Source organism: Collinsella tanakaei (assembly GCF_030373545.1).
GTDB lineage: Bacteria > Actinomycetota > Coriobacteriia > Coriobacteriales > Coriobacteriaceae > Collinsella > Collinsella tanakaei_C.
This window is the reverse complement of the sequence record NZ_JAUDCO010000007.1, coordinates 46,584-60,135: the sequence shown is the minus strand read 5'-3', so window position 1 is coordinate 60,135 and position 13,552 is coordinate 46,584. Positions and strand designations below refer to the sequence as shown.

At 66.0% G+C, this 13,552-nt stretch carries 10 protein-coding genes; 8 read left to right on the top strand and 2 right to left on the bottom strand.

The features are described 5' to 3' along the window. Positions 1-240 precede the first annotated feature (240 nt). From QUW00_RS07275 to QUW00_RS07265, 3 genes are all read left to right on the top strand, one after another. Positions 241-945 carry a hypothetical protein gene (locus tag QUW00_RS07275; protein WP_289613721.1) on the top strand — a complete coding sequence of 235 codons (705 nt, stop codon included), beginning with the start codon at positions 241-243 and terminating at the stop codon, positions 943-945. A 192-nt stretch (positions 946-1,137) separates the two neighbouring features. Next, positions 1,138-1,803 carry a response regulator transcription factor gene (locus tag QUW00_RS07270; protein ID WP_289613720.1) on the top strand — a complete coding sequence of 222 codons (666 nt, stop codon included), beginning with the start codon at positions 1,138-1,140 and terminating at the stop codon, positions 1,801-1,803. A 9-nt stretch (positions 1,804-1,812) separates the two neighbouring features. Further along, positions 1,813-2,898, top strand: a complete 1,086-nt coding sequence (locus tag QUW00_RS07265) for a sensor histidine kinase (RefSeq protein WP_289613719.1) — start codon at positions 1,813-1,815, stop codon at positions 2,896-2,898. Between the two features lie 306 nt (positions 2,899-3,204). Here QUW00_RS07265 and QUW00_RS07260 read toward each other — a convergent pair whose 3' ends face one another. Then, a complete protein-coding gene (locus QUW00_RS07260; RefSeq protein WP_289613718.1) occupies positions 3,205-3,642 on the bottom strand; it encodes a universal stress protein in 438 nt (145 codons plus the stop codon). Positions 3,643-3,848: 206 nt separating this feature from the next. Between QUW00_RS07260 and QUW00_RS07255 the strand changes: the two genes are divergently transcribed. From QUW00_RS07255 to QUW00_RS07235, 5 genes are all read left to right on the top strand, one after another. Beyond that, a complete protein-coding gene (locus tag QUW00_RS07255) occupies positions 3,849-4,805 on the top strand; it encodes an undecaprenyl-diphosphate phosphatase (RefSeq protein WP_289613717.1) in 957 nt (318 codons plus the stop codon). A 57-nt stretch (positions 4,806-4,862) separates the two neighbouring features. Further along, on the top strand, positions 4,863-5,786 hold the full coding sequence (locus QUW00_RS07250) for an AEC family transporter (RefSeq protein ID WP_289613716.1): 924 nt from the start codon (positions 4,863-4,865) through the stop codon (positions 5,784-5,786). A 267-nt stretch (positions 5,787-6,053) separates the two neighbouring features. Further along, positions 6,054-8,690 (top strand): ATP-dependent helicase, encoded by a 2,637-nt coding sequence (locus QUW00_RS07245; RefSeq protein WP_289613715.1) that lies wholly within the window; start codon positions 6,054-6,056, stop codon positions 8,688-8,690. A gap of 462 nt (positions 8,691-9,152) precedes the next feature. Then, on the top strand, positions 9,153-9,635 hold the full coding sequence (locus tag QUW00_RS07240; protein WP_289613714.1) for a hypothetical protein: 483 nt from the start codon (positions 9,153-9,155) through the stop codon (positions 9,633-9,635). 124 nt (positions 9,636-9,759) lie between these two features. Next, the gene (locus QUW00_RS07235; RefSeq protein WP_289613713.1) at positions 9,760-10,701 is read left to right on the top strand and encodes an ROK family protein; all 942 of its coding nucleotides are present in this window, start codon (positions 9,760-9,762) and stop codon (positions 10,699-10,701) included. Between the two features lie 193 nt (positions 10,702-10,894). On the opposite strand, the gene QUW00_RS07230 is transcribed toward QUW00_RS07235, so the two are convergent. Continuing rightward, positions 10,895-13,546, bottom strand: a complete 2,652-nt coding sequence (locus tag QUW00_RS07230; RefSeq protein WP_289613712.1) for a transglutaminase domain-containing protein — start codon at positions 13,544-13,546, stop codon at positions 10,895-10,897. Positions 13,547-13,552 lie beyond the last annotated feature (6 nt).

The window sequence follows — 13,552 nt, the reverse complement described above, 5'->3', positions numbered from 1 at the left end:
TAGGGCCAATCGAAGGGGCGCGTGTCTGCGGGCGTGCGCCCCTTCGCTATGACGGACGACGTTGGCCTGTCGGAGCTCGGCTTCCGCTGTGAGCTTGGGTCCACCGAGCGGGGTAATTCCTGCTGCCGATTTCGAAGATATCGGGGCACTGAACCTGGCGAGACATCCGTTAGGTTGCCAGGAGCGCCGAAGGGTACAATGGCTTCGTTTGAACCGATGTCGTCGAAAAGAGGGTGGGGCATGGAGCCGACCGCACGCGAGCTGTTCCAAAACGCCGATGACCGGCGTGCCTATGAGGAGTTTTGCGCCAACCAGGAGGCCGCGCCCGCCTTTGAGCTGGATCGGCCGGCGCTCGTGTGCCGCTGGCGCATGGCAAAGCGCACGGTGCCCCTGCTCAACCGGCATATCCGCGCGCTTTCGCAGCGCCTGGTGATGGGCGAGCCGCTCACGCGCAACATGCTCTCGTGGGCAAAGCAGCACGTGGAGTGGTCGCTTGCCGACGGCGCCTATGACGATCCGAGCGGCGTTCTCATGCTCGTGATCGACGTCAACGGCAATGCCGCGATGACGGTCGGTGCGTACGAGCCGCTGTCCGATACGTCTGCCGCCGCCCTTGCTTCCCGGGCTGCGCAGGCGCGCGACGAGGCTGCAAAGACCGGGGTCGCCCCCGAGCTGCTCTGCTGCGTGCGCGACGGGGCGCTGCATGTTGCGGCCGAGTGCGACGAGGTGCTCTGCGGCACGGGAACGCTGGTGGAGCAGTTGGCATCCACGCGCGGCTACGAGATCGTCCGCGACGGTTCCGTTGATTCCGTTGCCGCCGCGCCCGTTGCCCTGATCTCGGACGAGCACGGTGTGGTCGTTTCCGATGAGGCGATGGGTGTCAAGACGCCCGACGCGGAGACGCTGCGCTTTTTCTCTTCCGGCGTGGCCAAACTGTACTCGTAAGCTCGCAGGCGAGGGCGGACGCCTGCTCATCGCGGTCGCGTCGCCCGTGGGTTTTGGGCGACATGCCGCGGCCTCTCGGTCTCTTACATTGTCGCAACGTGTCGGGCTGCCGACGCCGCCTTGCGCGCGTCGCGGCATAATGGGAACGTGGCGGGCCGTCCGCCGCATCCGTGCCGTATCGAGGAGGCCACTATGCCGCTCATCTACATCGTCGAAGATGACGAGCCCATTCGTACCGAGTTGGCACAGGTGCTTGAGCGCAACGGCTTCGACGTGGCGGCGTGCTCGACCTTCGACGCCGTGGTCGACGATATCGTGGCTGCCGACCCAGACCTCGTACTGCTCGATCTGACGTTGCCCGGGACCGATGGGCAGCTGATCTGTCGCGACCTGCGCGAGCGCTCCGGTGTGCCCATCATCGTGCTCACCTCGCGCGTGACCGAGATCGACGAGGTCTTAAGCATGACGATGGGTGCCGACGATTTCGTGACCAAGCCGTACAGCTCTCGCGTGCTCATCGCCCACATCCAGGCGCTTTTGCGACGGGCGAACGTCGCGCCCGAGCGCAATGTCGTTTCGCACAACGGGCTCGAACTCGATCTGGCCCGCTCGATCGCACGTGCCAACGGGGCTCAGGTGGAGCTCACCAAAAACGAGATGCGCATCTTGGCGCTTCTTATCAAGCATGCGGGGACTATCGTCTCGCGCGAGGCTATCATGCGCGACCTATGGGATTCGGATGCGTTCGTGGATGACAACACCTTGACGGTCAACATCAACCGCCTGCGCAACACGCTCGAGAAAATCGGCGTGAGCGGCTATCTGTCCACGCATCGCGGTCGCGGCTATTCGGTCTAGGGGGCTTCGATGTCGTACGGCACGTACCTCAAATCGTCGCTCATCGGGGCATTCATCGTGCTCGTCGCCACCGGCCTTATCGGCTTTGTGCTCACGGTCGCCGGTGCCGGCTGGACCGTTGCCCTGCTGGTCTGCGGCATGGTGCTGCTCGCGGCGCTCGCCGTCAACGTCCTGTCGTGGCTGCAGCGCCGGGCGTTTTTCGGTGACCTTGAGCGGGCCGCGTCGCGTGTCGAGCACCCGCTGTGGATTGCCGAGATGGTCGATCGCCCCGATTTCGCGGAGGGCGAGGTCGTCTACGATGCGTTGCGGGCGATTTCCAAATCGGCAAACGACGATGTCGCGAGCTGCCAGCGGCAGGTGGCCGATTACCGCGAGTATATCGAGACCTGGGTGCACGAGGCGAAGTCCCCGCTTGCTGCAGCGCATCTGATGCTCGAGAACCTGACCGAATCGATTCCGGCTGATGGTGACTCGACGGCGGCGCTCAAGAAGGCAGAGGCGCTCGACGAGGAGCTCGACCGCGTCGAGCGCTATATCGAGCAGGCGCTGTTCTTCGCCCGCTCAGAAACGCTCGACCGCGACTACCTGATTCGCAAGCATTCGCTTGACTCGCTGGTGACGACGGCGATCAAGGCGAACGCCCGCGCCATGATCGCGGCACGGATGGCGCCGGTGCGCTGCGATCTGGACATGGAGGTGTTCACGGACGACAAGTGGATGGAGTTCATCTTGGGGCAGCTCATCCAAAACTCCGTCAAGTATGCGCGCGAGGATGGCGCGACCGTTGAGTTCCGAGGGGCGCGGCGCCACGAGGGTTCCACCGACGAGTGCGTGGAGCTGACCGTCAGCGATAACGGCGTCGGCGTATCGGCGGCCGACCTGCCGCGCGTGTTCGACCGGGGTTTTACCGGGAGCAACGGCCGCGTCGCCAAGCGTTCGACCGGCATCGGGCTCTATCTGGTCAAACGGCTCTGCGACAAGATGGGTATCGGCGTGGAGGCGCGCTCCGAGCAGGGTGCCGGCTTCGCCGTGACGCTCACCTTCCCATCCAACAAGATGCACTACTTCGAGCACATCCCCCAAAACCCCGCCTAATCCCATAAAAAGCGGCGTCCAAAGACGCCGCGCCATTCCTCAATTGTTCAATGTCGGGGTGGCTGCAATCGAGCCTGCCCAGAATCCCCTGAGCCCACATCCCGCAGCGCCGCAGGCGCGAGGACGTGGGCTCAGGGGATTCTGGGCAGGCCGCAGGGATTGACAGCTATTTCAGCCATCTCTCCCGTTCAATCGGGAAGCAGCTGACGCAGCGGGCGGGTGGAACCCCTTCGCGGACATCCCGCAGCCGCAACGCGGCGAGGACGTCCGCGAAGGGGTTCCACCCGCCCGCGCAGGGACCGGCAGTTACTTCACGACCAAGATATCGCACTCCGTGCTGCGCAACAGGAACGTCGAGATCGAGCCGAGCAGCGCGTACTTGATGGAGGACAGGCCGCGTGCACCGCACATGACCAGGTCGGGCTGGATGACGTCGAGCATCTCGTCCTTCAGGGTCTCGCGGATGCGGCCGGCCTTGACGATGACCTGGACCTCGGGGATGTCAGGGTTCTCCTCGGCCTCCTGGAGCTGTTCGGCGATGGAGTTGCGGAACGACTCTTCCAGGCCGGCGATGAGGTCGACCGGGTAGGATCCCGCCGACTCGAGGGCCGTGGAGTCGATCACGTGGCCGATGATGAGCTTGGCCCCGTTGTTCGCTGCGACCTTGATCGCGCGGGCAAGCACGAAGTCCTGCTGCTCGGTGCCGTCGAGCGAAACGAATACCTTGGAATAGCCTTCGTTCATGGTTACCTCCTTCGTCCGGCGCGCGCCGTGCGTGCGCTATCCGGCTCGCGATGCCTTGGTTATACCCTCGAAGGTGTGTGACCGCGCGATGAATCTGTAAACGATGCGGCTTTTTCGCCTTGGTGTCCCGTGCGGGCGATAATGGAACATCGGATTCGATACCTCCCGCCGCGGTGCGCCCGCGGCAGTCTGGCGAAGGGCATACTGTGGATATCATCGAGCTGTTGAAATCAGCGTTTTTGGGCGTCGTCGAGGGCATTACCGAGTGGCTGCCCATCTCGTCGACCGGCCATCTCATCCTGGTTGACGAGTTCATCAAGCTGAACGTTTCCCAAGAGTTCTGGAACATGTTCCAGGTCGTCATCCAGCTAGGTGCCATTCTTGCGGTGTGCGTCCTGTTCTTCCACGAGCTCAACCCGTTCAGCCCGTCCAAGGGCCGCGAGGGTCGCCGCAACACCTGGAAGCTGTGGGGCAAGATCGTGCTCGGCTGCATCCCGGCCGCGGCGGTCGGCATTCCGCTCGACGACTTCATGGAGGAGCACCTGTACAGCTCTATCGTCGTGGCCGCCGCGCTCATCGTCTACGGCATCGCCTTCATCGTCATCGAGAACTGGCGCGCCCGCCGTCGTCAGCAGATGATTGAAAGCGGCGAGCTGACGGTGGGCCGCCCTGCCGGATCGCATTTCGCCGCTCCCGCCCGCCCGTCGGTGGATGAGAGCGGGGATACCGACTTCGGCCGCATCACCACGCTCGAGGACCTCTCTTGGAAGACGGCGCTCGGCATCGGCTGCTTCCAGGTCCTCTCGCTCATCCCCGGCACGTCGCGCTCCGGCTCCACCATCATCGGCGGCTTGCTGCTGGGCTGCACCCGTACCGTCGCCTCCAAGTTCACGTTCTTCCTGGCCGTGCCGGTCATGTTCGGCGCAAGCGCCCTCAAGCTCGTCAAGTACCTGGTAATGGACGGCGGCACCTTCGGTTCCAACGAGATCGGCATCATGGTCGTCGGCTGCCTTACCGCCTTCGTCGTGTCGCTGCTCGCCATCCGCTGGCTCATGGGTTTCGTGCGCCGTCACGACTTCAAGGGCTTCGGCGTGTACCGCATCGTGCTCGGCGTGCTCGTACTCGTGTACTTCCTCGGTCTTGTTCCCGCTTTGGGCCTGTAGCGACAAGTTGGTGCCAGGTACGATCTTGTCGCTCTGCGAAAGGGGGATGACGTCGGCATGGAGATGATCGCGATCCAGATCGAGATCTTCATCATGACCGCGGTGGGTTACTACCTCGGTCTGCGCAAGACGCTCGACGCGATGACGCGAGCGCATCTGGTCGACGTGATCATGGCCGTGGTGATGCCCGCCTCGATCATCGGCTCCTTTGAGATGGCGATCACGCCGGAGATTCTCAGGATGACGATATCCGTGCTGGCCATCGCCTGCGCGTTGCAGCTGTTTTATGCCCTGTGGAACCACGTGTTCTTCCGTGGGACCGAGGAGAGCCATCGCGCCTGTCTGAAGTACGGCATCATGGTGTCCAACGCGGGGCTCATCGGCATGCCGGTGGCCGAAGCCTACTTCGGCTCGCAGGGCCTGCTGTGTGCCGCGGTGTTCCTGCTGCCGCAGCGTATCCTCATGTGGACCTACGGCGTGAGCATGTTCGCGGGCACCAAGGACCGCCATGCCGTGCGCCGCGTGCTGCTGCACCCCTGCGTCCTGTCGATTTTCATCGGTTTCGCCGTGATGGCCTGGTACAGCGCGGGCTTTACGCTGCCCGAGCCGATCGTCGGCGCCGTCGACTTCATCGGCGGCTGCAACACGGCGCTCAGCATGTTCGTGGTCGGTGCCATCATCAGCGAGTGCCCGCTGCGCGAGATGCTCGACCGCGAGGCGCTTGTCTACAGCTTCGAGCGCCTGATCGCCATCCCCATCATCGTGGCTGTGGTGCTGCACCTGCTGCCGGTCGACGCCTTCTCCGCCGAGGTGTGCGTGCTGCTGTCCGCTATGCCCGCGGCGAGCACTACGGCGATGCTCGCCGAGAAGTACCATGCCGACGCACCCTTCGCCTCGAAGCTCGTCATGACGTCGACGGCGCTGTCGCTCATCACCGTGCCGCTCGTGACGATCGGCATGCGCCTGCTGTGGTCGCTGTAGCGTGAAGGCCTCCGGCCCGGCAGGGTCGCTTCTGGGATAAGGCGCCCGGCGGTTAAAACACCCTAGGGATTATTTTACATGGCGCATGTTTCTTCATGCGCCATGTAAAATAATCCCTAGGGTGTTTTAACCGCCGGGCGCCCTGACCCGGGCGACCCCGCCGCAGGTGTTTTTACGCTGTGGTGTCCACGCGGGCGGCTATACTGATTTGGCTCAACATATGGCGCATCCCGCAGGAGGCGCCGATTCGATATCCGGAGGTCGCGTATGCCCCTACAGCTTCCGTGGGAAAAGAACATGCAGGCCGCGCGCGAGGCAGAGCCTGCGGCCGTCGAGCAGGTCCCGCTCGACATCTACGATGCGCCTGCGGCCCCGCCGCGCCCGCAGCTCGATATCGACAGCCTGAACCCCGCCCAGCGCGAGGCGGTGCTTGCCACCGAGGGACCGCTGCTCGTGCTCGCGGGCGCGGGGTCGGGCAAGACGCGTGTGCTCACCTACCGAATCGCCCACATGATCGCCGACTTGGGCGTCCGTCCTTGGCAGATTCTGGCCATCACCTTCACCAACAAGGCCGCCGCCGAGATGCGCGAGCGCCTGCAGGGGCTTCTGCCCGGCGGCACACGCGGCATGTGGGTGTGCACCTTCCATGCCATGTGCGTGCGCATGCTGCGCGAGGACGCCGACCTTTTGGGCTATACCGGCCAGTTCACCATCTACGACGACGACGATTCGCGCCGCTTGGTGCGCGACATCATGGCGAGCATGGATATCGATCAAAAGCAGTATCCCCTCAACATGATTCGCGGCAAGATCTCGGCGGCCAAAAACGCCATGGTGGGGCCCGAGGAGCTCGCCCAGCGCGCCGACGACCCCAAGACCGAGAAGGCCGCCCGCGTCTACGCCGAGCTCGAGCGCCGGCTGCGCGCGGCGAACGCCATGGATTTCGATGATCTGCTCGTACGCGCCCTGGAGCTTTTGCGCACGCGTCCCGAGGTGCTCGACCGCTACCAGGAGCGCTTCCGCTACATCAGCGTGGACGAGTACCAGGACACCAATCACGTGCAGTACGAGATCGCCAACCTGCTCGCCGCCAAATACCACAACCTCATGGTCGTGGGCGATGACGACCAGTCCATCTACAGCTGGCGCGGCGCGGACATCTCCAACATCTTGGACTTCGAGAAGGACTTTCCCGACGCGCGCGTGGTCAAGCTCGAGCAAAACTACCGCTCCACGGGGCACATTTTGGCCGCGGCCAACGCGGTGGTGCGCCATAACTCGCAGCGCAAGGACAAGCGCCTGTTCACCGATGCCGGCGACGGCGAGAAGATCCAGGCCTACCAGGCGAGCGACGAACGCGACGAGGGGCGCTGGATCGCCGCCGAGATCGAGAAGCTCCACGGCATTGGCACGGGCTATGACGACATGGCGGTGTTCTACCGCACCAACGCCCAGTCGCGCATCCTCGAAGACATGTTCCTGCGCGCGGGCGTTCCGTACAAGATCGTGGGCGGCACGCGCTTCTTCGACCGCGCGGAGATCCGCGATGTCATGGCCTATCTCAAGATGGTCGTGAATCCCGCCGACGAGATGAGCGTCAAGCGGGTTATCAACACGCCGCGCCGCGGTATCGGGTCGACATCCATCTCCAAGATCGAGATCCTCGCCGCCGCGAACCGCTGCTCGTTTTTCCAGGCGTGCGAGCTGGCGTGCGCGGAGACGTCCATGTTCTCGGCCAAGGTGCGCCGCGGACTCGGCGACTTCGTGAACATCGTGCGCGAGGGCCGTCGCATGGACGGCGAGCTCAAAGATGTGATCGACGCGATTGTCGACCGCACCGGGCTGCTGCAGGCCCTGCGCGCGGAGGGCACCATGGAGGCCGAGAGCCGTGCCGAGAACATCCAGGAATTCCTGGGCGTCGCGGCTGAGTTCGAGGAGACCCACGAGGACATCGAAGGCACGCTCGAGAGCCTCGAGGAGCTGCGTGACGCCGGCGTGGTCGACGCGGCGGATGCGCCGGCGGTTTCCATCGCTCAAGGTGGCGATGTGGCGACGACGGCCACCGCGCAGGCCGATGAGATCGAGCAGACGTATGGTCCGCTCTCGTGCGCTGCCTTGCCCGCTCTCATGGAGTGGCTGGCGCTGCGCTCCGACCTGGACGCGCTGTCGGGTCAGACGAGCGCGATCACGATGATGACGGTGCACTCCGCCAAGGGCTTGGAGTTTCCCGTCGTGTTCGTGGCGGGTATGGAGGAGGGCATCTTCCCCCATGTTGCCGGATTCGCCTCGGCCGATGACCCCGCCAAGCTCGAGGAGGAGCGCCGCCTTGCCTACGTGGCTATCACGCGCGCGCGCAAGCGCCTGTTCCTTACATATGCGGCGACGCGGCGCACGTACGGATCGACGCAGGCCAATCCGCGCTCGCGCTTTGTGAACGAGATTCCCGAGGACCATATCGAGTTTTCGGGTATCGGCTCTTCGGGATTCGAGGGGACCGGATGGGAGAAGCGCGGCGATCGCCGCGGGACGTTCGGTTCCGGCTTGGGCTCAGAGATGTACGGCGGGCGCGTGTTCGGATCGTACACGCGCTCGACGGGCGGCGGCACGTCGCGCCATGCCGGTATCAGCCCCGATGCGGGCTTGAAGCCTGCGACGTTCGGCAGCGGACAGGGCGCTGCGCGCCCCCGCGGTCGTGCGGCTGCAACATCCGCCGTCGAGCAGCGCCGTCCTGATGCGGCGCGCGCCGCCGAGGTGTTCGCGCCCGGCGACACGGTGAGCCACAAGACGTTCGGCGTGGGTAAGGTCATCGCCGCGGAAGGCGACATGATCGAGGTCCAGTTTGAGAAGAGCGGCCAGACCAAGCGCCTCATGAAGGGATTCGCCCCCATCGTCAAGCTGTCATAGGCGGTGTCCTCGCGCGCCTGCAGACGATGCGGGCGGCTTTTGCTGTGATGTGGCGGCGACCCGCTTTGGCTGGCAAAACAGCCAAAGCGGGTCGCTGCATATTTTGGGATGTTGCCGCAGGTCCTATTTTGACTCATGCATACTTTTGCGAGACGAGGGGATCTACGAGGCCGTCATCTGCTCTGGGGCGCGATTTTTCGGTGCCCTTTTGCACCTATGGAAACACACCTCGATAACGTCGCAGGAAACAACTGCGGCTTTGTTGGCCGTCTCCGGCCGATGGGGAAATCGCTCCGAAAAACCGCGCCCTGGAGCTATACATGCCCTCCGGCTGATCAAGGGCGCCCGCTCTGCCCCCGCATCGCTGCCTGCGGTGCGGGATGCGCTCATGTACGGCCGGTGTCCGTTCGCTTGGCGCGGCGGGTATGATGGATGCGACGGCTACGTTCGAAAGGGGTTGCCATGGGCGATATGGATCAGGTTGCGGGCGCGTGCTCGCTCGACGGCGTCTGCGAGCTCACGCCGGCGTCGGCGACGTCCGACGAGGATGAGCGCCTGCTGCGCGAGCTTGCGGCGTACGACAAGGCCGCCGCGGGCTTCATCGGGATCGATGCGGGCGAGGCTGCGGCAAAGGAGGACGCGGGGGAGGACTTCTACCTATACATCGGTCGTCCGACGTGCCGCTGGTGTCGCAAGCTGCTGCCGTCGATGGCGCAGGTCTTCGCCGACCGCGGCGTTGACCTCTACTACCTGGACAGCACGAATACCGATGCGGATGAGGCGCTCGCGGCGTTTCGCGACCGGCACGGGGTGAAGACGGTGCCCACGGTGTTTCATTTCACGGGCTCTAGCGCTCCGCTGCGGCTGGAGGTCGACCTGGAGCTTGACGAGGACGACTTGAGGACGGCGCTCGACAAGGAGCTGGCAGCGGGGTTCGCCGCATAGGCCTGGGCCGAGCGCGGTGTCTCCGTTTTCCGTCCGTTCGCGCCGCTCGCCGAACACGGCCAAAACGGCATATCGGCGCGGTATCATGGGTGGCACCGATACATATCCAGAAAGGGGGCCGCATATGGCCGAGGAACTGTTCGTGGGCATCGACGTCGGAGGAACGACCGTCAAGGAAGGCCTGGTCAACCGCAACGGCGAGGTGCTCTCCAAGCTGAGCGTTCCCACGCCGCCGCTGATTGACGAGGCGGGCTACGCCGCGGTCATCGATGGCATCAAGAGCCTGCTGGACGCCCAGGACGGCGACGTCGTCCTCAAGGGCATCGGCCTGGCCGTGCCCTGCCCCGTGCCCGATGACGGCAACGTCAAGCTGATCGCCAACGCATCGCTCGACCTGCCCGGTCTGGGCGCTGCGCTCAAGGCTGCCTTCGAAGGTGCTGCCGTGACGTTCGTCAACGACGCGAACGCGGCTGCCCTCGGCGAGATGTGGCGCGGCTCGGCGCTCGGCCATCGCAGCATGGCCCTCGTCACGCTCGGCACGGGCATCGGCGCCGGCGTGGTCATCGACGGCAAGGTCATCGGCGGTGCCAACGGCGCGGGCGGCGAGGTCGGCCACACCTGCGTGAACCCGGCCGAGGAGCGCGTCTGCGGCTGCGGCCGTCGCGGCTGTCTCGAGCAGTACGCCTCGGCGACCGGCGTGGTGAACTCCTACAAGATGGAGTGCGAGAAGCGCGGCACCCAGCCGGTCGAGCTCTCCGGCCCCTCCGACTCCAAGAGCGTGTTCGGCGCCTATCAGGCGGGCGACGAGGCTGCCGCCGCGGCCGTCGACACCATGGTCGAGTACCTCGGCCTGGCGCTCGCCAATCTGGCCTGCACGGTCGACCCCGAGGCCATCGTGCTCGGCGGCGGCCTGTCCGCTGCGGGCGACCTGTTCCTGGACAAGCTCGTCGAGCGCTTCAAGTACTACACGCTGTCCGTCTGCGCCGATACCCCGATCGAGATCGCCTCGCTCGGCAACGACGCCGGCCTTATCGGCGCCGCCTACGCCGGCCTGATGGAGGCGTAGGGACCCGATTTACCCCATAAGATGCGATGGGGCCCGGCCGCGCGATCGGCGCGACCGGGCCTCGTGCATGAATGTGCCCCAAAAGATCGGGTCTCTTTTGAACAAGGGTCCGTTTGCGGCACAAGAAAAGCGGCCGCGGATCGCAAGGGATCCGCGGCCGCTTACCGCATCGGCGAAGGTGAGCCGTGCGCGCTTACTTGGCGAGCGCGATGAGCTTGAGCATCAGATCGACGCTGCCCACGTTGTAGCCGCCCACCGCATAGCGGCCGGTGAGCGCACCGTCGGCGCCCGCCTCGGCGAGGATGGAGAGCGGCAGCTTCTCGGGGTTGGCGAACATGCGGCGCGCGAGGCGCTCGGGCAGCTCGGAGAAGTCGTCGTAGGCGACGGTGACGTTGCTGAGCTGAGGCAGGGTGCGCGCGAGCGTCGGGTCGGCCAGCGCATCGGCGTCGCGCACGACGAGCACGACGGGCACGCGCGCCGCGGCGAGGCGGTCGGCCTGCTCGCGCATCTCGTTGAGCAGGTGCTCGGTCGGTTCCATACCGGGCTCGAGGAACGCCACGATGACGGGGTGCGCATCGCTATCACCCGCGAGGGCGATGCGGGCAGGGTCCACGGCGGCGCTGGCCTCGTCGCGCACGGCAAACGCGTCGAGCGCGATGTCGGCGAGCATCTCGGAGACATTCGGCTCGCGCAGCTTGAGCTCGATGGGCTCGCTCTCAGCGCCCTCGACGACCGCGAAAGCGCGCTCGGAGGCCTGAACGTCGCCGTTGGGCAGGCGGACGGCGGTGGTCAGGCGATACTCGCCATAGGGCATCTTGAGGCGGCAGATGCCGTCCTCGAAGGGCGCCTTGCCCCAGAAGTCGAGCACCTTGAAGCCCTGCGCCCCCTTGCCGCTGACGGCAGTGAAGCGCAGGTAGCGCGCAACGCTCCACGCCTGGAAGTAGCCGGGCGCGGGGTCGGCATCGCTCGCGAAGGCGACGAGGGCGCCGCGCTCCTCGTGCTCGACGGGGACGAACTCCCCGTGCGCGAAGAACTCGATGCCGGCGTCGATGGGGTTGATGCGCGCCGGGATGCCGAAGCTGCGGCAGATGGCGACGAACAGGGAGCGGCGCGTGACGGCGCTGGCCTGGCGGGACAGCAGCGCGCCGCGCGGGGTGCCCACGAGCTTCTTGACGTTCTCGACGGAGTCGAACGACATGGTGTCGCAGATGTAGGTCCACACGGCCATCGGGTCGGCGGTAAAGGCTGCGGCCTGCTCGGCGTCAAAGAAGGAGCGGATGAAGCCGCGGTAGGCGGAGAGGTGCTCGAAGTGGGCGCGCGGGCACAGGACGTAGCGCACGTAGAGGTCCTGCGCGGCCTCCGCATCGGTGACGCCTTCGCGGGCGAGATAAGCAAGCGCGCCGTCGCGGACGGCGCGGGCGCCGAGGATGTGGTCCTCGAGCACGTCGGCGTCAAGATCGCGGAAGTCCTTGGACGTGAGCGTGCCGAGCAGCGCGGCGCGGTCGGCGCCGTCGTCGGCAGAAAGGAAGCGGGCGACCTCGCCGGCGTTGGCGAAGGCCTGCTCGAAGAAGGGCAGGCACGCGTCCTCGCCGTGGCCGGTCGTACGGGCGAGCTCGCGGGCGCGCTCGACGTTGCCCGCGACGCGCTCGGTGCGCATGCGGTCGGCCTCGCGCTTGCGGACGCGTCCGATCTCGGCCTGCTCGGGCGTCAGATGCCCGCAGGGGGCCGGATGGTCAACGGGGGCGTGGACATCGAAGTCGACCCACTCCGTGTCGCCGGTGACGGTGTCGCCCAAGGTGAGCTCAACCGCGGAGCACGAGGTCGTGTCGATGATCTGCTCCGCCATGCCGTCGGCGGTGGTGGCGACGATGCGCAGCGTGCCCTTGCCGACCACGATTTCGGCGGTGCCGTTCGCATCGCTCGTCAGGTGGGCGATGTCGCGCCAGGAGGCCTCGTTCACTAGGCGCAGGCGCACCGAGGCGCCCTGGACGGGCGAGCCCGCGGCGTCGCGCACCGAGACGGTGAGCAGCGTGGTGGGGGCGTAGGCGCCGGTGAGGTTCACGATGACCTGGTTACCCTCGCGGGACAGCAGGTGGCGATCGCCCTCGAAGTCACAGCCGTAGTCGCCGAACAGGCGCGTGTGCACGAGCATCGCACGACCCGACGCCGCCGTGAACCAGCCGCGGTCGAGCGCCTCCTCGGGCTCGCAGGCGCCAAGGTAATACCAGGTGCCGTCGGCGTAGGCCTCGACCCAGGCGTGGTTGTCGTCGCAGTGCGCCCACCAGGGCGTGTAGATCTGGCGGGCCGGGATACCCAAGGAGCGCAGCGCGCACACCAGGTAGGTGGACTCCTCGCCGCAGCGGCCGTCGCCCGAGGCGAGCACGCCGAGCGGGCCGAGCGTGCGGCCGTCGGAGGCCTGATAGGTCGCGGTCTCGGCGCACCAGTAGTTCGTCTCGAGGATGGCGCGGTCGGCGTCGAGGTCGGCGACGCGCTCGGCGAGGGCGGCACGGAAGACGGGCCAGGCGTCGGTGAGCGGCTCGTTGTTCACGCGCGGGCAGGCGACGTAATGCACGAAGACGCGCTCCGGGACATCCTTGCACCACGGGCTCGACGCGCGCAGCTCGCGGGCCTGGCGCGCGTAGGACACGAGCACGTCGAGGTCCGTATCGAACACATCGGTCAGCGGCAGCGTCCCCAGATAGAGCTTGAGCAGCGTCTGCTCGCAGCGGTCGTCGAGCGACTCGAGCGCGACCTTGATGTCGCCGGCCAGCGGGGCGAGCAGCTCCTGGCGCGCCGCAAGTCGGCGGTCGGCGTAGGCGTGCAGGGATTCAGAAAGCAAAGGCATACCGCG

Bases quoted from the DNA above. Each gene is read 5' to 3' on its own strand.
- QUW00_RS07275 (WP_289613721.1), top strand. From the start codon at position 241: ATGGAGCCGACCGCACGCGAGCTGTTCCAAAACGCCGATGACCGGCGT.
- QUW00_RS07270 (WP_289613720.1), top strand. From the start codon at position 1,138: ATGCCGCTCATCTACATCGTCGAAGATGACGAGCCCATTCGTACCGAG.
- QUW00_RS07265 (WP_289613719.1), top strand. From the start codon at position 1,813: ATGTCGTACGGCACGTACCTCAAATCGTCGCTCATCGGGGCATTCATC.
- QUW00_RS07260 (WP_289613718.1), bottom strand. From the start codon at position 3,642: ATGAACGAAGGCTATTCCAAGGTATTCGTTTCGCTCGACGGCACCGAG.
- QUW00_RS07250 (WP_289613716.1), top strand. From the start codon at position 4,863: ATGGAGATGATCGCGATCCAGATCGAGATCTTCATCATGACCGCGGTG.
- QUW00_RS07245 (WP_289613715.1), top strand. From the start codon at position 6,054: ATGCCCCTACAGCTTCCGTGGGAAAAGAACATGCAGGCCGCGCGCGAG.
- QUW00_RS07240 (WP_289613714.1), top strand. From the start codon at position 9,153: ATGGGCGATATGGATCAGGTTGCGGGCGCGTGCTCGCTCGACGGCGTC.
- QUW00_RS07235 (WP_289613713.1), top strand. From the start codon at position 9,760: ATGGCCGAGGAACTGTTCGTGGGCATCGACGTCGGAGGAACGACCGTC.
- QUW00_RS07230 (WP_289613712.1), bottom strand. From the start codon at position 13,546: ATGCCTTTGCTTTCTGAATCCCTGCACGCCTACGCCGACCGCCGACTT.